This is a genomic window from Candidatus Eremiobacteraceae bacterium, assembly GCA_035314825.1.
Classification (GTDB): Bacteria; Vulcanimicrobiota; Vulcanimicrobiia; order Eremiobacterales; family Eremiobacteraceae; genus JAFAHD01.
The window spans coordinates 38,108-59,782 of the sequence record DATFYX010000011.1 but is presented as its reverse complement, the minus strand read 5'-3'; the positions used below and the strand labels follow the sequence as shown (position 1 = coordinate 59,782).

The 21,675-nt window shown below is 65.4% G+C and carries 18 protein-coding genes; 9 read left to right on the top strand and 9 right to left on the bottom strand.

Annotation, left to right across the window (positions count from 1 at the left end; genetic code table 11):
* The first annotated feature begins 7 nt into the window (after nucleotides 1-7).
* Nucleotides 8-553 (top strand): type VI secretion system tube protein Hcp, encoded by a 546-nt coding sequence (locus tag VKF82_02785; protein ID HME80982.1) that lies wholly within the window; start codon nucleotides 8-10, stop codon nucleotides 551-553.
* Between the two features lie 503 nt (nucleotides 554-1,056).
* Complete coding sequence (locus VKF82_02780; GenBank protein ID HME80981.1) at nucleotides 1,057-1,404, top strand: hypothetical protein; 348 nt, start codon at nucleotides 1,057-1,059, stop codon at nucleotides 1,402-1,404.
* 111 nt (nucleotides 1,405-1,515) lie between these two features.
* Here the strand turns inward: VKF82_02780 and VKF82_02775 are convergent, their stop codons facing one another.
* On the bottom strand, nucleotides 1,516-2,610 hold the full coding sequence (locus tag VKF82_02775) for a hypothetical protein (GenBank protein HME80980.1): 1,095 nt from the start codon (nucleotides 2,608-2,610) through the stop codon (nucleotides 1,516-1,518).
* A gap of 309 nt (nucleotides 2,611-2,919) precedes the next feature.
* Between VKF82_02775 and VKF82_02770 the strand changes: the two genes are divergently transcribed.
* From VKF82_02770 to VKF82_02760, 3 genes are read left to right on the top strand one after another with little or no spacing between them, the layout of a single operon-like run.
* Nucleotides 2,920-3,945 (top strand): PQQ-dependent sugar dehydrogenase, encoded by a 1,026-nt coding sequence (locus VKF82_02770; protein ID HME80979.1) that lies wholly within the window; start codon nucleotides 2,920-2,922, stop codon nucleotides 3,943-3,945.
* A complete protein-coding gene (locus VKF82_02765) occupies nucleotides 3,938-5,062 on the top strand; it encodes a PQQ-dependent sugar dehydrogenase (GenBank protein ID HME80978.1) in 1,125 nt (374 codons plus the stop codon). The genes VKF82_02770 and VKF82_02765 overlap by 8 nt, the downstream gene beginning before the upstream one ends.
* Before the next feature lie 7 nt (nucleotides 5,063-5,069).
* Nucleotides 5,070-5,495: a DUF5069 domain-containing protein gene (locus tag VKF82_02760; GenBank protein HME80977.1), complete on the top strand. Its 426-nt coding sequence runs from the start codon at nucleotides 5,070-5,072 to the stop codon at nucleotides 5,493-5,495.
* Nucleotides 5,496-5,497: 2 nt separating this feature from the next.
* Here the strand turns inward: VKF82_02760 and VKF82_02755 are convergent, their stop codons facing one another.
* The 3 genes from VKF82_02755 to VKF82_02745 form a co-directional block, all read right to left on the bottom strand.
* A complete protein-coding gene (locus tag VKF82_02755) occupies nucleotides 5,498-5,857 on the bottom strand; it encodes a hypothetical protein (GenBank protein HME80976.1) in 360 nt (119 codons plus the stop codon).
* 134 nt (nucleotides 5,858-5,991) lie between these two features.
* Nucleotides 5,992-7,218 (bottom strand): DUF1501 domain-containing protein, encoded by a 1,227-nt coding sequence (locus tag VKF82_02750; GenBank protein HME80975.1) that lies wholly within the window; start codon nucleotides 7,216-7,218, stop codon nucleotides 5,992-5,994.
* Between the two features lie 10 nt (nucleotides 7,219-7,228).
* The gene (locus VKF82_02745) at nucleotides 7,229-8,758 is read right to left on the bottom strand and encodes a DUF1800 domain-containing protein (GenBank protein ID HME80974.1); all 1,530 of its coding nucleotides are present in this window, start codon (nucleotides 8,756-8,758) and stop codon (nucleotides 7,229-7,231) included.
* A 119-nt stretch (nucleotides 8,759-8,877) separates the two neighbouring features.
* On the opposite strand from VKF82_02745, the gene VKF82_02740 reads away from it, so the two are divergent.
* Nucleotides 8,878-10,665 (top strand): DUF885 domain-containing protein, encoded by a 1,788-nt coding sequence (locus VKF82_02740; protein ID HME80973.1) that lies wholly within the window; start codon nucleotides 8,878-8,880, stop codon nucleotides 10,663-10,665.
* Here the strand turns inward: VKF82_02740 and VKF82_02735 are convergent, their stop codons facing one another.
* The 3 genes from VKF82_02735 to VKF82_02725 form a co-directional block, all read right to left on the bottom strand.
* On the bottom strand, nucleotides 10,666-13,842 hold the full coding sequence (locus VKF82_02735; GenBank protein ID HME80972.1) for an efflux RND transporter permease subunit: 3,177 nt from the start codon (nucleotides 13,840-13,842) through the stop codon (nucleotides 10,666-10,668).
* Nucleotides 13,842-15,128 carry an efflux RND transporter periplasmic adaptor subunit gene (locus VKF82_02730; protein HME80971.1) on the bottom strand — a complete coding sequence of 429 codons (1,287 nt, stop codon included), beginning with the start codon at nucleotides 15,126-15,128 and terminating at the stop codon, nucleotides 13,842-13,844. Before VKF82_02730 ends, VKF82_02735 begins: the two co-directional genes overlap by 1 nt.
* 63 nt (nucleotides 15,129-15,191) lie before the next feature.
* The gene (locus VKF82_02725) at nucleotides 15,192-16,769 is read right to left on the bottom strand and encodes an NAD(P)/FAD-dependent oxidoreductase (protein HME80970.1); all 1,578 of its coding nucleotides are present in this window, start codon (nucleotides 16,767-16,769) and stop codon (nucleotides 15,192-15,194) included.
* Nucleotides 16,770-16,844: 75 nt separating this feature from the next.
* On the opposite strand from VKF82_02725, the gene VKF82_02720 reads away from it, so the two are divergent.
* Nucleotides 16,845-17,195, top strand: coding sequence for a DUF1232 domain-containing protein (locus VKF82_02720; GenBank protein HME80969.1), 351 nt, complete (start codon nucleotides 16,845-16,847; stop codon nucleotides 17,193-17,195).
* A gap of 130 nt (nucleotides 17,196-17,325) precedes the next feature.
* Here the strand turns inward: VKF82_02720 and VKF82_02715 are convergent, their stop codons facing one another.
* Together VKF82_02715 and VKF82_02710 are read right to left on the bottom strand one after the other, a co-directional pair.
* The gene (locus VKF82_02715) at nucleotides 17,326-17,940 is read right to left on the bottom strand and encodes a hypothetical protein (protein HME80968.1); all 615 of its coding nucleotides are present in this window, start codon (nucleotides 17,938-17,940) and stop codon (nucleotides 17,326-17,328) included.
* A 175-nt stretch (nucleotides 17,941-18,115) separates the two neighbouring features.
* Entirely contained in the window at nucleotides 18,116-19,906 is a 1,791-nt protein-coding gene (locus VKF82_02710) for a DUF255 domain-containing protein (protein ID HME80967.1), read from the bottom strand.
* 89 nt (nucleotides 19,907-19,995) lie between these two features.
* Between VKF82_02710 and pxpB the strand changes: the two genes are divergently transcribed.
* Both pxpB and VKF82_02700 read left to right on the top strand, forming a co-directional pair.
* Entirely contained in the window at nucleotides 19,996-20,673 is a 678-nt protein-coding gene (pxpB, locus tag VKF82_02705; protein ID HME80966.1) for a 5-oxoprolinase subunit PxpB, read from the top strand.
* Nucleotides 20,670-21,668 carry a biotin-dependent carboxyltransferase family protein gene (locus tag VKF82_02700; protein ID HME80965.1) on the top strand — a complete coding sequence of 333 codons (999 nt, stop codon included), beginning with the start codon at nucleotides 20,670-20,672 and terminating at the stop codon, nucleotides 21,666-21,668. Before pxpB ends, VKF82_02700 begins: the two co-directional genes overlap by 4 nt.
* The last annotated feature ends 7 nt before the right edge of the window (nucleotides 21,669-21,675 follow it).

Sequence of the window (21,675 nt, the reverse complement as noted above, 5' to 3'; positions counted from 1 at the left end):
GTCTCACATGCGCTTCCGCACGTTTACAGCTTCGCTCGCGCTGATGTCGCTGGCGATCATCGAGCCGGCACTCCCGGCCACGGCCCCGCCATCAATGTCGCCGTCGAAATCGTTGAACGTCGACAAGCTGCAGCCGGTCAACGCCTGCGAACCCGGTCCTGGGTCGGGCGACATGCTCGTCCTACCAGGCCAGCCGGGGATACCGTTGATTTCTGTGGTCGTCGATCCGGCCGTGACGTCGTCGATGAACTCGATGACGGGCCTGCCGGGCGGCAGGCGCCAGCGCGGCGAGATCACGCTAACCAAAGCGGCGGATAGCGCGTCGCCGAAGCTCTTCAGCCTGGCGTCGACAAATGAGTCGCTGCCGACGGTCAAACTGACGCTGCGCAAAGCCGGCGGCCCATCGAGTAGCTCCATCGTCTATACGCTCTCACAAGCAGCCGTCAAGGATATGGAGATCACCCGTTCGGGTCCGTCTGCGCCGGCCACCGAGAGGATCGTTCTCACCTATGAGTCGGTCGCATGGTGCTCGACGCACCTGTCAGAGAAATAGGACGCGCGAAGGTCAGCCGCCGGCCGCGCTCCAAAACGCGCGCAGCGCGTCGTTCACCGGGCCGCCCATGGAGCACCCGGCTAGCACCGCGCTTTGGATGCCTTTGCCGCGCAGGGAGCCGGAAAGACGTCGCGCCCAATCGTCTAGAGATGGCTGAGGGGTGAGAGGCTCGTTTCCAAATCCTGGAAGATCCGGAGCCAGCACCGGTCCCTCGGGCCCGAGGGCCAAGACCTGAGCTTGCCACATCCGGGCGTCCAGGGGCCAAGCGCGCAACAGCACCAAAGGCGGGCGGCCTGCCATCAATCTACCCTCCGGAACTCGGTCCCGCCACACGGGCAGGGCTCGATCTCAAAGGACAAGGCGTACTCGGTCACCACCCGGTCGCAGGTCGTGCAGCGGTAGGTCCCAGGACCGGCGAGCTGGCCGACCGTGAACGTCTGTTCGTCCATGAAAAAGGGGTTCCGGGGCCGACACAAATTTACCGCTGCCCTAGTCATACCGGCATGACCAACGTGGACGAGCTGCTTCATAGCCTGCTCGAGGGTCCATTGAACCCCACCCCCGAGTCATGGAACAATTTCGGCGATCATGGCGACGGCTGCATGCGTTGCCCGCTCTTCAAGAGCGACAATATGTGCGCCGCGTGCTGCGAACATTTCACGATGGACCTGTTCACCGGCAACGGCGTCGAGAGCGCCTTCGATGACGCGTACACCCGCTTCCGCCTGACCGCGCGCCGCGAAGTCAACAAGGCCGCGTTCCGCACGATCGCCACCTATGCGTGCCGGCGCTGCCCCAACAATCCGATGCGCGGTTCCGCAGAACCCGAGCGTCGCGCGCACACCGACTAGAGCGTCCCAACCCCTCCGGGAAAGGCGAAGGGACGGGTCATGGCCCCGTCCCTTTCCTTGTTCCCTTGTAGCGGTCGAATCTATTCGACCGTCGAATTTATTCGACCGTCCTTATTTGACCACGTGCCAGTCCATGATCACCGCTTGCGAACCGTTCGCATAGGTGATCAGGCCGTCGCCGAAGCGGTCGACCGAGAAGGTCGCAAGCGTCGTGCCGCCGCTGGAGATCGTGCCGTTGATGGCGATCGTCGGACCTGAGCCTGAGCTCGTGACCACGATCGTGTCGCCGTTGGCGAGCGTGCCGTTGAGCGCGACGTTGAGCAGGTTGTCGTTGGCGTCGAACTCGACCGAACCGGAGATCGAGCCTGCGCCGGTCTGCGTGCCGCCGCTGACCGAGAACGGCGGGTTCGCCGGGATGCTCAGGCTGCCGAGCGCACCTTTGTAGAACGTCTTGTTGCGCATGCCCGCGAACGTGACGTCGTTGGACGGATCGACCGTCGCGGTGGTGTTCTGCAGCAGCGCCGCCTCGCCGAACGACTCGTTGATGCTCGGCACGCCGATGTTCTCGATGCGCGCCGAGTTGCCGGCGATCGTCCAGGTGGTGGCGTTCTGCGGCGCGACCGTCAGCTGGTGCCCGTCTTGCTCTTCAGGCGAGCTCTCGGTGCCGATGGTCAGCGCGCTGGTCACGACGGCCGAGAAGTTCCCCGGGCTGCCGGTGACCGAGTAGTTGGCCACGCGCGTCGAGAGCAGCAGGCCGGAGTTGTTGTAGTTCTTGATCGTGCGTGTGATGTTCTCGGTCGACGGATTCGGGATCTTCACGTCCGAGAGCGAGTCGCGGCGCAGCTGCGTGCAGGCGTTGTCGAAGAAGAGCTGCACGTCGTAGGTCGTCTCGGTCGGGCTGATGACCGTCACCGTCTTGATGACGCCGTTGTTGCACGCCGTGGCCGGCTGGACCGACATCGGCGCTTTCTGGGTGGACAGCACGACGCCGACCGAGCCGGAGAAGAGCGAGCTGTCCAGACCGGCGCGACCGATCTCGGACATCGCCGAGTTGGCCCCCGTTTGCGCGGCTTCTTGTTGGCTCATCTGGGTTTGGGTTCCGCCGCTGCCGTTCGACGGATTGGAGAACGGGCTGCCCGCGCCGCCGCCGGAACAACCAGCGAGGGTGATGGCCGCCACGATTGCGAAGATGATACGCGTTCGCATGGTAGAGAGACCCTTTCTTGGCGAAATGCCGGGATCGAAGCTGTCGGATGCCCCCTCCAACTGCTCTCAGCTTACTCACAAGAGTTCCCCAGCACATGAGCCGCGTGTAAGGGCCCAATGAAGCGCGAATTAGATGCATCAAACCCAAATGTAGTAGCGCGTTCCTTGAACGCGCTAGCCATGTCTCTCACCATCGCCTCATTTCTGGCGGCCTGCACGTCCTCGTCGATGCCAGGTCCAATGACGCCTGTCGGTCCCACCCAGGCACCCTCACCCTCCGGCTCGCCAACATCCGGCCCGGCCCCGCCGATGGCACTGAATCTGCTCCCGGGCTTCAAGATCACGATGGTGGCGGAAAACGTGCCGGGCGCGCGTTTCATGACCGTCGCGCCCAACGGCGACCTGATCATCTCGGAAACCGGCAACGGCCAGGTCGTAGCGATCAAGGCGGGCGCGCCATACGACGCGCCTCCGACCGTGCTTGCCAGTGGGCTACAGCGGCCCCACGGGCTCGGTTTTCACGGCAACGATCTTTATATCGCGACCTGGACCGGCTTCAGCGTGATCAAGAACTATCCGGCCGGCACCACGACCCAGACGCTGTATAACGGCCTGCCGCAAAACGGCGATCACAACAACCGCTCGCTGGCGATCGCTCCCGACGGAAGCATCTTCGAATCGTCGGGTTCGGATACGAACCTCGGCAACGAGGGCTCGCAGATCTTGGCGACGATCATCCACGCCAACGGCGACGGCTCGAACCCGCAGATCTACGCGACCGGCGTGCGCAACGGCAGCGGCCTCGCGTTCGATCAGAGCGGACAACTGTGGATGGTCGTCAATCAGCGCGACGATCTCCCTCCGAACCACACCGATCTTCCGGTTGACGAATTCGATAAGGTCGTCGCCGGCGGTAACTACGGGTGGCCGCAGTGCTATCCGGACCTGACCGGCGCGCGCCAGATCAACCCCGACCTCGCGACGCCTGCGCCCAACTGCAACGGACAGCTGCCGACGACGCAGCCGCTGCAGGCGCATTCCGCGCCGCTCGGCATCGTGTTCTATTACGGCTCGATGTTCCCGGCCACATATAAGGGCGGCGCGTTCGTCGCGTTCCACGGGTCGTGGGATCGCTCGCCGCCAACCGGGTACAAGGTCGTCTTCGTGCCGTTCGCCGGCGGCGTGCCCGGTGCGCCGATGGATTTCGTCTCGGGCTGGCTGACGCCGGGCAACTCGGTCACCGGCCGTCCCGTCGGGCTGGCGGTCGGACCAGATGGTTCGCTGTACATCAGCGACGACTCAAATGGGTATATCTATCGCGTCACCTATGGTTAAGAGCAGAAATGGAGCGGTCGAATTCATTCGACCGCTCATCGCGTTCCTCGCCCTTTGCGTCGCCCTCGCCGGTTGCACCGCACGCGCGGCGGTGCCTGTCGGTCAACTCCACGTTCCGCTCGGATTCACCATCTCGATCGTGTCGAGCAGGGTGCCCACCGCGCGCTTCCTGGCGGTCGCACCGAACGGCGATGTCGTCGTGTCCGAGCTAGGACGCGACCGTGTCGTCGCGATTTCTCCCGGAATGGCACCCGACGCAGAACCTAAAGTGGTGATCAGCGGGCTGCCGGTCGCCCATGGCCTTGTATTTCACGGCGACGATCTCTACGTGGCGTCGTGGTCGGGTGTGACCAAGTTGCACTATCCTCCAGCCGAAGGGGCGCCGCACGAGACGCTGTTCTCGAACATGCCCGAAGGCGGAGTGCACAATCACCGCGCCATCGCGATCGCCGCCGACGGCACGATCTTCGTCTCGAGCGGCTCGACGTGCAACGTCTGCGCCGAAACCGACCCGCGCTTTGCGACCGTCCTGCGCTACGACGCGGAGGGCGGCAACGGCCGCATCTATGCGTTTGGCTTGCGCAACGCGTCGGGCCTCGCGTTCGACGACGCCGGCAGATTGTGGGCCGTTGTCAACGGGCGCGATAACATCGGCGACGACCTGCCGCCCGACGAAGTGGACCAGATCGTGGACGGTGGGAACTACGGCTGGCCCTACTGCTATGCCGGCGACGGTGATCGCGTACCCAATCCCGAGTATAAGGATCCGACCAAGTGCGTGGGCACGCAGCCGTCCGCGCTGAATCTCCAGGCGCACTCCGCGCCGCTGCAGATCGCGTTCTACCACGGCTCGCAGTTTCCGGCGCGTTATCGCGGGGCGCTGTTCGTCGCCTACCACGGCTCCTGGGACCGCTCGGTGAAGACCGGATACAAAGTGGTAGCCGTCTTCTTCAAGAACGGCCGGCCCGATCACGTCGAAGATTTCGCGACTGGTTGGCTCAGCGAGAACCAGAGCGTCAGCGGACGCCCGGTGGGCGTGGCGGTCGGCCAGGACGGATCGCTCTACGTCAGCGACGATCTGAGCGGCTCGATCTACCGCATCACCTACAAAGGATAGACGAAGCATGGATCTGACCAAGGAAATTCCGCGCAGTCCGAACGACCGGCTGCTTGGCATCCCCATGTTGCCGCGCACGATCGACAAAGCGCGCGCCGCGCTGGCCGGAACGCTCGGCGAGTATGTCTACGGATACGAAAGCAGCTTCGATAAGTCGCTGCTCGACTTTCTCGGCCTCACACCCGAGCAGTTTCTCGACGGTGTCCGCTCGTCGCCCGACGACGCCGCGATGCTGCGCTGGCTGCAAAGCCGGGTGCCGGACCTGACGCCTGCACGCATCGACACGTTCGCGAAGGTGTTCACCAACGACGGTGACGACGATGCCGAGCGCGCGCGCTTCGCCGAGCGACGGGCGAAGCTGCCGCCGCAGGTTCAAGCCAAAGTCAAAGGTTGGGTGGACCTGCTCGACGTGAGCGAAGGCCGCATCACCTAGACCTAGAGCGGCGAGCTCGTCGCCGTAGGGTGCGCCTGTTCGTAGGCGACCGCTTGCTGCAGCTCTGACTCCGCATTGGTGAGAAACTCGAGCGCCTTTACGCGGTGGCCGTCGTAATCGTTCGGATCCTTGCTGAGCATGTCGACCAAGCGCACGACGTGTTTGTACGCGCTGTCGATCTCGCTCGCCCGCTGATGCGGGACGTGCGGGCGCGGCGAGGCGCCTGACGGGAGCGGTTTCGGCGCCATCGGCGCACAGCCGCCCGACGGCGTGTTCGAGCTCGTGTCGGCGGCGGCGATGCCGGCCACGGTGAGAGCCGCACCGGCAATCCCGGCTGCGGCGAGAAAATGCTTGCGTTCCATGACTCGATGTCTCCCTTTCGTAACGCGGGTTGAACGCTCACGTCGTGCCCCTTGAAACTTTCGAGTTGGTTGTCCGGGCCGATGGGGCGACCGGCCCGGACAGCTTTGTGGCGGCGAAGCCGAAAAAGGCGCCGCTACACGACGGTCAGCGTGTCGAACTGCGAGCCCAGGATCGGCGCGGAGCCGATGCCCAGCCAGCGCTCGAGCACGGTTGCGTACACCTGGCGGAAGTCGGTGTGCCACTTGAGGTTGCCGTAGTCCAGATCGGTGAGGCTCGGGTGGTCGCCGTAGATGCCGCCCTTGGCGTTGCCGCCGATGAGGAACATCGGCGCCGCCGTGCCGTGGTCGGTGCCGCGATTGGCGTTCTCGCCCACGCGGCGGCCGAACTCGGAGAACGTCATCGTTAGCACCGTGCCGTCCGCGTTGTGCGCGGCCAGGTCCTGATAGAACGCGGCCATGCCGGTCGCGAACTGATCGAGCAGGCGGTCTTGCTGCACGCGCTGGCCGACGTGCGTGTCGAAACTGCCCAGAGAGATGTAGAAGACCTTCGTGCCGACGTTCGCCGCCACCACGCCGGCGATGAGGTTCAAACCCGCCGCGAACGGCGTCTTCGGATAATCGACCGCCGGCTTGTAGCCCGACACCAGGTGCGGCAGTTCGTTGGCCGCCGCGTGCGCGTGCGTCTCGACGTCCTGTACCAGCTGCAGATACGGGCTTTGGAACGGATACTTGTAACCGTCGCCGCCCAGGATCTTGTCGGCCTGCGCCTGTTCGTCGCGCGTGCCGTTGAACTTGAACGCGCGCGCATCGGAGATCGTCGGCACGTCCGTGCGCTCGGCGACCATCACTTTGGGCAACACCGGGCCCACCGCGACGCCCGCGAACAAGTTGGGCGTCTGCCCCTTGCCCTCGGCATCCAGATAGCGTCCGGCCCAACCGGTGTCGACGTACTTCTCCGGCGCGGCGGTCTGCCAGATCTCGGTCGAGCGGAAGTGCGACAGATTGGGATTGGGATAGTGCACGCCTTGCAGAATCGCCACGCGCTGCTGGTCGTAGAGCGCCTTGAGCGGGGCGAGCGAAGGATTGAGTCCCATCATGCTGTCGAGCTTGACGATCTGCTCCTGCGGGATGTTGATCGTCGGGCGCATGCGATAGTAGGTCGGATCCCCGTACGGCACCACCGTGTTGAGCCCGTCGTTGCCGCCCTGCAGGTTGACGACGACCAGCGTGCGCGCCGACCCGGAAGAGGCAGCAGGCGACTCCACCGCCGCCCTCGCCGCCCGCGCGAAGATCGAGTCGATCGAGAGGAAGCCGGCGAAGCCGCCGACGCTTTGGACCAGGAATTGCCGTCTGTTGGTCATCGCTAGCTCCTCAGGCGAGTTGGAAGGTCGGCAGCGCGAACGCGAGGCTCATCGCACCGCGGACCTTTTCGTCGATGTTCTCCATCGACAGCGCCGTCTTGTCGCCGGCAGCATCGGTGGAAAGGTAGTTCAGAATGGTCAGGCGCTGCTGCGGCGTGACGTCGGCCTGGACCGACATCCACAACACGCGATCGGCCACCTGACCGGGATCGGCCGAGTTGATGCCCGCGATCCACTGCGTCGGGTCGGCGACGTTCGCCGCCATCTTGTACGCGGCGGCCGGATTGTCGACCATCATCATCGTCATGTCGCCGCCGGCCGGCGCAGCGGCAGCGGCGGGATTGCCCTTGGCCAGCGCCAGCTGGTTGAGATAGTTGACGCGCGCGAGCAGCGTGCCGGTGTTCAACCACATCGCTCCGCCCGGCCAGCCGGCCACATTGGGCGGGCGCATCACGGTCTGGCCCATGCGGTCCATGGCACCCAAGGCAAGCGGCTCGACCATCGTGGCGCCGAGCATCTTGTGCGCGCCGATGACCAGTTCGATCGGGCTCTTGATGAGCGCGCGGTACGCGCGGTCGGAGTAGAAGATGTTCGATCGCAGGATCAGCGACATCAGCCTGGCGACGTCGTAACCGTTCGCGCGGAAGCGCACGGCCAACGCGTCGACCAGCCCCGGCTCGGGATTGTCGTAGATGAAGTTGCGCGCGAATTTGTGCGCCATGTACTGCGGCGTGGCGCCTTGCGCCATGATGATGTCGACGATGTCGTCGCCCATCAAATCCCCGGTGCGGCCCAAGAACGTCTTGGTGCCGTTGTCGTGGAGCCGCGGCACGAACATGACCGCGTCGTTCTGCTTGCGCAGGACCGTCCAGCCGGTGAACGCGCGCGCGCTTTCGCGCACGTCCTGTTCGCTGTAATTGCCGACGCCCAGGGTGAATAGCTCCATGAGCTCGCGCGCGTAGTTCTCGTTGGGATGTTGCGCGCGGTTCTGCGCGTTGTTGAGGTACAGCAGCATGGCGCCGTCTTTGGAGATCTCGTGCGTCAGCTCGGCGTAGTTGCCCAGCGCGTAGCGCGCGAAAAGATTGTACTGGTCGACCATCTGTTGGGGCGTGATGCCGTCTTGCGCCAGGCCGCTGGTGAAATGGTTGCTCCAGAAATACACCATGCGCTCGCGCAAGGGATTGGGCGTCTGCAGCAGCCGGTTGACGTACCACAGTTGGGTGGCGAGGTACGCGCGCTGGCGCTGGCGCTTGTCGGCGGTCGGGCCGAAGTCGAAGGAGATGTCGCCATCGGGTTGCGTCGGCAGCGAGTCGGGCTGGATGCGCACGAGCCGGTCGACCGATGCATTCATGCCGGCGGATGCGGCCGCGGCGATCTCGGACGGCGATCCGCCGAAACCCGCGCGCCGCAGCAGGTGGGCTGCAAGCCGCGCGTCCCACGGGCCCTTATAGGGCGCCAATGCCCCGTCGAAGTCGGTCAAGGCGCCGGCCGGCCGGAATTCGTCGCCGGTGCCGGTCAATTGGTCTACGCTTGAGCTCATGCGCGCATACTCCGCCAACCGCAAAGGAGCGGTTCTCTTGGGCTTCAGTATACGACAGCGCCCGTGAGGAGGGCTTGAAGCGGGCATGAGAGTTGCGTGAGAGCCCGAAATATCGGGCCATGAAACGGACCATCATATACCTGGTGGCGTGCGCGGTATTCGCGGCGCCCGGCGCTTGGCCGGTTCCTTGCTCAGCGGACCCGGCCTCGACCAGCCTGCAATGGCTCGCGCACGATATGACCTACCAATGGGCTAAGCTCCATCCGATCGTGGCCACCCAGCTCGGCATTACCGGCTACGACGGCATGCTCGACACACCGTCGGCGGCGCAAGACCAGCGCGACCTCGCGCTCATCAGGACCTGGCAAGGTCGCTTGGCTGCTATCTCGACCTCGGGAGAACCGCTCAACGTCCGCGATGATTCGACGCTGTTGCGCGCGCAGCTGACCGGCATGGAGCGCCAATACACCGTGTATCGCACGGACACCAAAGACTACGCAGCACCCGGCAACGCGATCACGGACATCATCTTCACGCAGTTCCAGCGCCTGCCCGTCGCCGGGCGTGAGAACGCGACCACAGCCGACGTGCACGCGGCATGGCTCGACATCATCGCGCGTCTCGCCAAGGCGCCCGCGTACGTCGCTGCCGGTGAATCCCTCGTCACGCATCCTGGTCACCTTCAAGGCGTCGTCGGCTCAGACGAACTTGCAGGCGCGCCCGATTTCTTCAACGGCTCCCTCACCGATGCGGCAAAGGCGCAGCTGCCCGCGTCGGACTTCGAGAAATTCACAGCCGCGCGCGACGCGGCGCTAACCGCGATAGCCGACGAGAAAGCGTACATCGACGCGCACGAGGCAGCCTGGCCCGAGAACTTCGCCATCGGCCGCCACGCGTATGAGGCGATGCTGCGCGACGAGCAGCTGGTGCCGTTCAACGCGACGACGATCGAATCGATGGGCATGGACGAGCTCGCGCACGGCTGGGCGGTCACCTATTGGCTCTACAACGTGGCGGCAGTGCGCGGCGTCTCCATCGGACCGTCCACCGGCGGCGGCCTCGCGCCGGGCGGAGCGGCGCTGATCCCGTACTATCGCAAGCAGATCGCATATCTCCAGCGGTTCGTGACGCAGCATCGCGTCGTGAACGTGCCGCAGTGGCTCGGCACCATCGACGTCGTCGAGACGCCGAAATTCTTGCAGCCGGTTTCGCCCGGCGCCTCGATGCAGTCACCGCGCCTGCTCTCACCCGAGACCAAAGGTTTCTATTTCATCACGCCGCCGGTCTCGCTGACCGAAGCCGCTGCGCGCCTCGACGCCAACGAGGACTTCGACCGCGATCGTATTCTCTCGACCGCGGCACACGAAGTGATGCCCGGCCACTTCTTGCAGATGTCGATCGCGCGGCGCAATCCCGATTTCGTGCGCAAGATACAAGGCAGCGGTTCGTTCGCCGAAGGCTGGGCGTACTACGGCGAGGAGATGTTCGTCTGGCTCGGGCTGTACGGCGACGACCTGGACGGCCGTCTCGACGTCGCGCAGTGGGAACGCGTGCGCGGCGCTCGCGCGATCGTGGACGCCAAGCTCGCAAGCGGCGAGATGACCGAACCCCAGGCCGCTGCATATTTTGCCGAACAGACCGGCTTCACGCCGGCTGCGGCCAAAGAGGCGGTCGACGGGATCGCGCTGTTCCCGGGCTACGTCATCTCGTACACGGTCGGCCGCCAGCAGATCCAGCTGCTCGAGCATCAGTACTTCGCGGCGATGGGCTCACGCGGCTCGCTCGAGGATTTCCACGACCGGCTGCTGTGCTACGGCACGACGCCGCTCTCGATCGTCGCGCCCGAACTGCTGGCCGACTTGAGCAAGCCGCTGTCACAGGTCCGCGCCGCCGCCGGCGCCCGATAATTACTCTGCGACCGCCGGCTCGCCGTGCCGCGCGCGCCAGCGCTCTTCAGCGCCCGCGATGATGATGTAGAGCAGCGGGATCAGGAACAGGTTGAGCAGGGTCGACAGCAGCATGCCGCCGACCACCGCGGTCCCGATCGAATGCCGGCCATTCGAGCCGGCGCCGCTCGCGAACACGAGCGGCATGATGCCGAAGATGAACGCGAACGACGTCATGAGGATCGGGCGCAACCGGGTCATCGCTGCTTGCACGGCGGCTTGCGCGACCGGCATGCCTTGCTTGCGCAGCAAGTTGCCGAATTGCACGATCAGAATAGCGTTCTTGCTCGCAAGTCCAACCAGCATCACGAGTCCGATCTGACAGAAGACGTCGTTTTGCACGTCATTGCCGGACGAGAGCACGTGAAGCTGCGTGAGCTCGTGGCGCACCCAAACGGCGCCCAGCGCGCCGAGGATCGCCAGCGGCACGGCTAAGATGATGATGAGCGGATCGACGAGGCTCTCGTACTGAGCCGCAAGCACCAAGAACACGAAGACGACCGCCAGCCCGAAGAGGATCAGCGTGGTACTTCCGGCTTCCACCTGATCGAGCGACGTGCCCGTCCATTCGTAGCCCATGCCGGGCGGCAGCGTCGCGGCCGTGACTTTTTGCATCTCTGCAAGCGCCTGGCCTGAGGACACGCCTGGCTTGGGCTGACCGTTGAATTCCATCGAGCGATAGAGATTGTAGTGCGTGATGTTCGGGGCGCCAAGCGTGCGCTCGGTGGTCGTGAACGCGGAAAGCGGGATCATCGCACCATTCGTATTGCGGACATACATCCGGCTCAAATCGTCTATATGCGCCCGGAACGGCGCGTCGGCTTGGACGTATACGCGATAGGACCTATTGAGATAGTTGAAGTCGTTGACGTAGTCCGAGCCGAGCATGGTCTGGAGCGTGTCGAAGACGTCGCCGAGGTTGACGTGCAGCGCCTGCGCGGCGTTGCGGTCGATGTTCACCTGCACTTGCGGGCTGTCATCGCGGAAGGTCGTGAACACCGTGCTGAGAGCCGGGTCGACGTTGGCGTGATATTCCATCAGGCCCGCGGTCTGCGCGAGCGCGGGGATGCCAAGCCCGGTCTTGTCTTCGACTTGGAGGTCGAAACCGCCGATGTTGCCGGCGCCCTGGATGGGCGGGAATTGGAAGGCGCCGACGAACGCGCCGGTGACGCCGAACAGCTCGCCGCCGACTTTGGCGACCGTCGCTTCTGCCGACTGGTCGGGACGTTTTCGTTCCGACCAGGGCTTGAGCAGCGCGAACGCGATGCCGTTGTTCGACCCGTAGTTGAAACCGGAGTTGGTGAAGCCGACGCCGGCGACGCTGAAGATATTGGTGACGTCTTTGTCTGACGACACGATCCCCTGCACCTGCGCCATGACCTTGGTCATGTATTGCAGCGACACGCCCGGCGGCGCTTGTGCGATCATGACGAAGAACCCCTGGTCTTCGTTCGGCACGAAGCCGCTCGGCACGATCTGGAACATCAGCACCGTCGCTCCCAGCAAGACGGCGAACGTGACGAGCACAGCGGTGCGGTGGGCGAGCACCTTTGGAAGCAGCCGCCGGTAGCCCTCACGGATGCTGTTGATGAAGCCGCCGACCGCCTGCATGAACCAGTTGTGTCTGGGTGCTTCGCCCTCGAGCATGATCGAGGCGAGCGCGGGCGCGAGCGTCAACGCGGTGAACGCCGATATGCTGATCGTCGACGCGATCGTCAGCGCGAACTGCTTGTACAGCTCGCCGGTGACGCCCGGGAAGAAGGCCACCGGGATGAACACCGCGAGCAGGACGAGCGAGGTCGCGATCACGGCACTGGTGATCTCGGCCATCGCGAGCGGCGCCGCCGTTTTCGCGTCCATCTTGTGATCGTGCATGTAACGCACGATGTTCTCGATGACCACGATGGCGTCGTCGACCACCAGCGCCGTGGCGAGCGTGAGTCCGAAGAGCGTCAGCGTGTTGATCGAGAAACCGAACGCCTTGAGCAGCGCGAAGGTGCCGACAAGGGATACCGGGATCGTGATCGCCGGGATCAACGTCGCGCGCCAGTCCTGAAGGAATAAGAAGATGACCAGGACGACGAGGGCGATCGCCAGGCCCAGCGTCGTCAACACCTCTTTGATGGACTCTTGCACGAAGACCGAGGTGTCGAACGCGATCTCGTAGTGCACGCCGGGCGGGAACGACTTCGAAAGCCGATCGAGCGCGTCTCGGACGCCCTTCGAGAGGCTGAGCGTGTTGGCGTCGTTGAGCTGCAGCACGCCCATACCGACGGTGGCGGTCTTGCCGTTGAAGGCCAAGTTGGTCGAGTAGTCTTGGGCGCCGAGGTCGACTCGACCGACGTCGCTGACGTGGACGAGATAGTTCGGACCTGCCTTGACGACGATGTTGGCGAACTCGGCCGGCGAGGTCAGACGCCCCGCCACGCGCACGTTGTATTCATACGCCTGGCCCGTCGGTGCCGGCGGCTGGCCGACCGCGCCCGCGGCGACCTGGACGTTCTGCTGCGAGAGCGCGTTGGTGACGTCGTCGGCCGTCAGATCGTACGCCTGCAGTTTCGCAGGGTCGAGCCACAGGCGCATCGCGTACTTGCGTTCGCCGAAGATGATGACTTGGCCGACACCCTTGACGCGCTGGAGCTCCTGGGTGATGAAACGGTCCGCATAATTGCTCAGGAAGAGCGTATCGTACTTCGGATTGTCCGAAACCAGCGCGATCGCCATAGCGAACGAGGACGAGTTCTTGGTGACGGTGACGCCCGTCTGCTTGACTTGCGCCGGCAAGACGCCTTGTGCGACGTTGACGCGCGTCTGGACGTCTTGGAGGGCTTTGTCGACATCACGGCCCAGGAAGAACGTCGCATTGATCGTGCTCGTGCCGTTGTCGGCGCTGGAGGACGAGATGTAGCGGAGGCCTTCGGCGCCGTTGATCTGTTGTTCGAGCGGGTTGGTGACGGACTGCTCCACCGCTTGCGCATTGGCGCCGATGTACACGGATTGCACCGTGATCGCCGGCGGCGCGATCGCCGGGAACTGGGCGATAGGCAGCGTCGGAATGGCGATCGCCCCGGCGAGCAAGATGACGGCGGCACAGACCCCGGCCAGGATCGGCCGCGAGATGAAGATGTTGCCCGACATCAGTGTTTCGCTGCGCTAGGTGGGGGAGCGGCGCCCGGCGGCGGCAAGACCTGCACCGGCGTTCCCGGCTGCAAGAGCGCGGAGTGGTTGAGGATCGCCTGTACGCCGGGCTTGAGCCCTGGACCGGTCACTTCGACCTGCTGATCGTTCTGGATCCCTACCTCGAGAGCGACTTCCTTCGCCTTGCCGTCCTCGATGATGAACATCGAGTACCCCGCCGGCGTCTGGTAGACGGCGGCACGCGGAGCCAACAGCACCCCGCTCTTATGCGCCTGCGAATACTGGACGTTGGCGACCATGCCGCCGCGCAAGGCAAGATCGGTGTTTGCGAGCGGGATGCGCGCCATGTAGACCGACGTGCCTGGATCCGCCGACGCGTTGAGATAGCGCACCGCGCCTTGCCACGTGCGTCCGCTCAATCCGTTGACCGTGATGGTGACCGGTGTGCCGACGCGGACGTAGCCGAGATCGCTACCGGCGATGCTGGTGTCGACGTAGACGGGATCGAGTTGCGAGACTTGCATCAAGACGGTGCCCGGCGCCGCGAGCGAGCCTGGATCGACGTTGCGTGCGGTCACCACGCCGTCGAACGGCGCGCTGACGCGTGTCTGCTCGAGCTGGTGCTGGACCGCCGCTAACGATGCCTCTTGCGCGGCGAGCTGAGCGTTCGCGGCGCTGTTGCCCGACGCCAGACTGGCGTTCTGCGCGGCCACCTGCGCGGATCGCAGCGCGGCTTGTGCCGCCGCCGCAGCGTTGACGGAGTCATCAAGCGCGGACTTCGAGACGTAGCCTTTGGTGAACAGCTGCTGATTGCGCTGCAGGTCGCGCGCAGCGGTATCGTACGCCACCTGCGCGGAATGGAGCTGGGCTTGCGCAGTGGACGAGCCGCCCAGCGTGGTGGCTTGGAGCTCAGCGAGGTTGGCTGCCTGCTGCGCCGCCTGCGCGCGCAGCGTGGTGTCGTCGATCTGCACGAGCAATTGGCCTTGGTGCACGTGCTGGCCGATCTGGGCGTTCACCGCGAGCACGTTGCCCGACGCGACCGACGACAGATCGCCGACCTGCTTGGCGACGACCGTGCCCGTCACGCTTGCGTACTGCGAGATGTCGCCGCGCACGATCGGCGCAGCGGCCACCGGGAACGCGAACCCTCCGGCGCCGCCGCCGGGCGGCCCTTGCTGTCGCGCGCACGCGCTCGTCAGCAGCGCGCCGGCGCTTGCGAAGGTGAGGGCGAAGAGGATAATAGAGGGCCGCGCCGCCCCACGCGGCGTTTGATTCAACGTGTGCATGCTTGGCCGCCCCTATACTGCATGCGGGCGCAGAGGCCTGCTATCTCAACAGGTAGGCACGCTCTAGGCGTGCAGCATCTCGCGCGCGGCGTTCCAACCAGCGGCACCCATGACGCCGCCGCCCGGGTGCGCCGCTGCCCCGCACAGGAACAGCCCGCGGATCGGGGTCCGGTAGCCGGCAAAGCCCGGCACCGGCCGGAACATGAACAGCTGGTGCAGCGCCATCGAGCCCTGGAATATGTTGCCGCCGGTCAGATTGAAGGTGCGCTCGAGGTCCACCGGGCTGAGCACCTGTCGCGCGAGCACTGATGACTTGAAGCCCGGCGCGTGGCGCTCGACGATGTCGAAGCAGCGATCGGCGAACTCGTTCTTTGTCTCATCGTCCCAGCCGCCTTCCTTGAGATGGTAGGGCGCGTACTGGATGAACATCGACATGACGTGTTTGCCGGCCGGCGCGAGCGAGTCGTCCAACGATGACGGGAACTGGCACTCGACGACCGGTTCCTTCGAGGGATAGCCGTACTTGGCGTCGTCGAAGGCGCGCTCGATGAAGTCCTGCGACGGGCACAGATGCACGGTGCCGTGATGCTGAGGCCCGGACGCCGTGCCCGGCAGCACGGTGAAATTCGGCAGCGATGACAAGGCAGCGTTGATCTTCAACGACGCGCTGCTGTAGTCGATGCGCTTGACCGCTGCCAGGAAATCCGGCGGCAGCAGCGACTCGTCGAGCAGCTTGGTGAAGGTGATGTTGCAATCGACGTTGCTCGCGACGTGGCGCGCGTGGAACTCGTCGCCGTTGCGCAGCGCCACCCCGGTCACCGCGCCGTCGCGTACGACGATCTTGGCGACCTCGGCTTCGGTGCGGATGTCCACGCCCAGGTCCTTGGCGGCGCCGGCGAGCGCTTGGGTCAGGCCGCCCATGCCGCCTCTGACATATGCCCAGACGCCGCGCTTGCCGTTGGTCTCGCCCATGACGTGATGGAAGAGCACGTAGGCCGTGCCCGGCATCGAGGGCGATGCGAACGATCCGATGATCGCGTCGGTCGCAAGCGTGCCTTTGAGCTGCTCGTCTTCGAACCAGCGGTCGAGGATCGGGCGCGCGGGGCCGGTCAGCACTTCGATCGCCTCGCCCAGACCCGGTCCGAGCTTGCTGAGGCTGCGTCCGAGCGGCGCCATCTTGAGCAGATCGCCCAAGCCCGGCTTGGCGACGTTGGGCGGCGTTTGGATCAGCGTCGGCTCGATGACCGAAGCGACGCGCTCGAGCATCTGCTCGTAGCGCGGGTACGCCTGAGCGTCTTTTTCGCTGAACTTGGCGATCTCGCGCAGGTTCGAATCGTTATCGGAGCCCAACATCAAGTAGCGGCCGTCCAACGTGGGCGAGAACGACGCCGGATGGCGCTCGATCAGATCGAAACCGTAGTCGCGCAGGCGCAGATCGCGCGCGATCTCCGGACGGAACAGGCTGTTGACGTAGGCCGCGGTCGAGAACTTGAAGCCGGGAAAGGTCTCCTCGGTGACGCATGCGCCGCCCACGATGTAGCGCCGCTCGAGCACGAGCACCTTACGTCCCGCCCGCGCGAGGTAACAGGCCGTGACCAGGCCGTTGTGGCCGCCCCCGATGATGATGGCGTCGTACTTCAATCCCTCAACCCCTCGACCGTCCCGAAACATTCCCAGAGCGATAGGGTATAATGCCCTCGGAGGACTCCTATAGCCATGGCTCTGTCTCTCGTCTCCGCGGCGCGCTGGGCGCTGCAATTCCCCAAAACGGCGCTGCTCGCGTCCCGCTTATTTCTCGACACGCGCGTTTCCCCGCTGCTCAAAGTGGCGGCGGCGATCGCGGCGGTCGTCGTGATCTCGCCCGTCGATTTGTTCGGCGATTTCCCCATCATCGGCCAGCTCGACGACATCGCGCTGCTCATGCTGCTGGTGACGCTGTTCGTCAAGCTGTGCCCGGCGAATATCGTTCGGGAACACCAATCGGCGACCGGCACCGACCCGGCGGCGAGCTCGTGGCGCCCGCCTTCGGATCCCGGCCGGATAAAGAACGTCACCCCGCGCTCTTGAGCGCGGGCGTCTTTGTAGTAGCGCGTTCTCTGAACGCGCAACATCTCCGCGCACGAAAAGCGACGCGCTACTACAATTGTAGTAGCGCGCTAAGTCGTAATAGCGCGTTCTTTTGAACGCGCCCTTTCGTCTAGGCTAGCCGCTCGAACACAAACACGCGCCGCGTCTTGCTCTGCCCGCGATACGATTCGACGAAGCGATAGCCGTTGTCGCGCGCCAGGTTGAGCGCCGCCTCGATTTTCGACGCGCTTGCCGCCGGCAATTCGAGCGCCATGTAGTGCTGGTCGTTTTTCGGGTGGCTATTGACGCCGGCAGTGGCCCGCTCGACGAGCCGGTTGATCGCCCGCAGCAGCCCGGCCGCGATTGGCTCGCCCGCCACGAAAAGCTTGCTACCCAAGGCTTCGATGGGCAAACTGCCGGCCGAGGGGTCCACCAGGCACAGGTGGCGCTTATCTTTGGGCCTGACGATCGAGAACTTGTGGTCCCGATAGACGATATCGATGGCCTGGCCGCCGTCGGGCAGCGCCAGGCGGTCTTTTTCGGTGATCCTGGCATCGGTCGCTAGGCCATCGTTGAGCTCGGACAGTTCTTCTGCTAAGAGATTCTGCACGACGCGCCACGCGTTGTCCGCGCGCTCGGTGTTGGTGCGCTGCTCGCGGCCGCCGTCCTCGTATTCGCGTAGACGTTCGCGGATCGCGCCGCGAATATCAGTGACGTCGACATCGATTCGCAACTCTTGCAGCACGCGCGCAGCCTCCGAAAAACAGTTGTCTGAAAGAACAGCACAACCGAGTTCTAGGAATGTACGTCGGTTGTGCGAGACTGACGAAGCGCCGTGGTTCTGCTACGCGCTTGGAGTTCTCCTCGTCATCTCGAAACAGAACTCGAAAAAAAATTCATTAACCGCGGGACGAAGATCTTCAAGACGCGGGCGAGTCCGCTCGGCGCACGGCGGCCAAAACTTCCTCGGCCTCCTTCGCGCTCGCGAAGCATACCGCACCGCGACACACGATTGCCCGTGGCGCGTCGGTCTCGCCGGCATCGAGAGCGCTCGCGCGCGCCCGATCGCGCGGATCGATCGCGTTGAGGCGCAGCGGCGGCGCTGCGACGGCGAGCAAGCGGTCCCGCAGCGCGTTCATCGCGGCGGAGCCGTGCTCGCCCACCAGCTTGATGTCGAACGGCGGCTCTAACGCGTCGAGCACCGCGCCCGCGTAGGACGCGCCGAACACTCCCATGCGAGCGTACGTCGCGGTGAAGCGCTCGAGCACGGTGCGCGCCCGCTCCGCCAAGGCTTCCTCGCCCGTGAAGGCGCTCAGCGCTATCAGCACCCGCGCCATGAGCGCGTTTTCGGGCATCGGCGCGACGGGCTCCGACACGCGGCCAGGCTCGGCGGCATCGGGCAGCCGGTCGAGATACGCCCCCGCAGACTGGTCGTAGAGCGGGTCGCTTGCGCGGACCAGGGACAGGGCGCGTTCGAGCCAGCGGATCTCGCCGGTGGCTTGGAAGGCCGCAAGCGCAGCCCATGCGCTCCACGCCTGATCGCCGAGCAAGCCGCGCACGTGCGCCGTGCCGTCCGAATAGCGGGTCATCAGACCGTCGACGAGCATGCTCGACCACAGCATCTCGAGGATCTCGACGCCGCGCCCGATCCACGCGCCGGCATCCTCGCCCTGCGCCGACAGCAGCGGGCCGGCGCAGATCAGCGCATGCGCGGCCTCGGCGTTCCACGACGTATAAATCGTCCCATCGACATATGGAGCGGTCGAATTCATTCGACCGTCCTTATCGAGCTGATAATACGTCTCATCAGCATCCTGGCTGCCGCCATAGCCGCGCCGGTCGGCGCTCCACAGGGTCGCGTCCAAGTAGCGTTTGGTGTCGACCGCGACCCGCCCGAGCGCCGCGTCGCCGAAGAGCGCGCTTGCGCGCGCGCAGGCGAGCAGCAGGCCGCCCAAGTCTTCGAGCATCTTCTCGAAATGCGGAACGCCAAAATCGCGTGTGGTCGAATAGCGGAAGAAGCCGCCTTCGACGTGGTCGTACATGCCGCCGCCCGCCATCGCCCGCAGTGACATCTGCACCATCGTCTGCACGCGCCCGTCCGGGTGGCGGCTGTAGAAGTCCAAGAGGAATTGCAGCACGTCCGCCTGCGGGAACTTCGGCTCGGTGCCGAAGCCGCCGAACTCGTCATCGAACGCCTCGGACGCCGCGGCGACGATCGCTGCCGGCGCGCCGGCGTCCAGCTGGCCCGCTGGCGCTGTAGGCGTGTGGGTTCGCTTGGCGCGCACCTCGGCGATGCGCCGCGCGAATTCGAGCCGGTTGGCCGGCTCGGCATAGAGATCGGAGACCTGCTGGAGGAACGGCAGCATGGCCTCAGGCGGTATGTACGTGCCTCCGCGGAGAATCTCGCCTTCGGGCGTGAGGATCACCGTGGTGGGCCAGCCGCCCATGTTATAGCGCGCATTGATATCGGGGCGTTGGTCGTTGTCGACCCGGATAGGCACATACCGGTCGTTGATGAGGTCGATCACCGCAGGATCGGAATACGAGGTCTCGTCCATCACGTGGCACCAGTGGCACCACACGGCCGAGATCGCCAACAACACAGGTTTGTGTTCGGCCTGCGCGTGAGCGAACGAATCGGGTCCCCATTGCTGCCAGTTGATCTCGGCGGCGCGATTGGGGCGGGGGGAGAAATGGAGTTTGGCGGCCATGGTCGCACCCGCTTCGCCGTTGTAGCGGTCGAAATCATTCGACCGTCCGCAACCCATGGAGCGGTCGAATTTATTCGACCGCGCACGACGTGAGGATCGAACCCGCCGGCGACTCCGCGGTGATCGCCATCCTCGGCGACGTCATCGACCTCGCCACGGTGCGCCGGGTCTGGTCGGTCGCGGCGCTGGCGCGCGAACGCTTCGGCGACGCCGCGCTCGACGTGGTCGGCGCGTACGCCTCGGTGCTCGTGCGTTTCGATCCGGCGCGGCTCGACCTCGCCATCGCGCTGGCGTGCCTGCGCGGCTGCGCGCAAGAAGGCGAAGAGCGCATCGTGCTCACGCCCAGACGCATCCGCGTGGGAGTGTGCTTCGGCGAGGACCACGGCGTGGATCTGCAAGACACAGCCGCCGAGGTCGGCACGAGCGCGAAAGAATACGTCAGGACGCTGTGCGCCGCGCAGTTCCACGTCGCGTTTCTCGGCTTCATCGCCGGCTTTCCGTATCTGCTCGGCTTGCCGCCCGAGCTCGGCGCGCCGCGACGGCCGGCGCCGCGCGACCGTGTGCCCGCGGGCAGCGTCGCAGTGGCCGGCACGCAGTGCGGCATCTACCCCACGGCATCGCCGGGCGGCTGGCGGCTCATCGGCACCACCAGCGCGGCGATCTTCGATCCGGCGCACGAGCCGCCCGCGTTGTTCGCGCCGGGCGACGAGGTGAGATTCGCCGCAGTCTCGCGCGTCGGTGACGCGGTCGCAGAGGTGGCGTGGTGACTTCGCAGCGCGCGCTGCGCGTGCTTGCGCCCGGGGCGCTCTCGACGGTGCAAGATCTGGGTCGCCGCGACGTGGCGCGCTTCGGCGTGTCGCCGTCAGGCGCCGCTGATTGGTACAGCGCGAGCGCCGCGAACCTGCTGGTCGGCAATCCGACGGGCGCCGCGCTCATCGAAACCACGCTGACGGGCGCGGAGTTCGAGCTGCAATGCGACGCCGCGATCGCGGTGACCGGCGCGGTCGCCTCTCTGCTGATCGACGGCGTGCCGGCGGCGCGCTGGCAGGCGCAGGAAGTGCGCGACGGCGCGAAGATCGAGATCGGCGCAGCAGAACGCGGCGCGCGTTCGTACCTGGCTGTCGATGGCGGCATCGAGGTGCCGCTTGTCTTAGGGAGCGCTTCGACGGATCTGGGCGCGGGCTTCGGGGGCTATCGCGGCCGGGCGCTGCGCACCGGCGACATCCTTAGCGTAGTAGCTCGTTCCCTGGACCCGCCCAGCGCGGCTTCGACCCCGCTGTGCTATGCGCCCGAGACGATCCCAGACTGGGATCCCTCGACGATCGTGCGCGTCTTGCCTGGGCCGCACCGAGCATCGCTCTCCGACGCCGCGTGGCACGAGCTGTTCGCGCGCTCGTACGGCGTCTCGAGCCGGTCCACACGCCAAGGCCTGCAGCTCGAGGGCGAGGCGCTTGCGCTCGACCGCCCGACCGACGTGATCTCGGCGGGTGCGTATGCCGGGTGCGTGCAAATCACCAGCGCCGGACTGCCGGTCATGCTGCTCGCAGAACACCAGACGACGGGCGGCTACGCGACGGCTGCGTGCACGATCGCAGCAGACGTTCCGCGCGCCGGACAGCTGCGGCCCGGCGACCGCGTGCGGTTCACCTTGGTGTCGCGCATCGATGCGGTGCACGCGCTCGCAGCGCTGCATCGCAACCTCGCATCGGCGTCGCCGGATCCGCCGGCGCAGCTCGGCGCCGGTTTCTACGAAGGGTTGTAGGACGCAG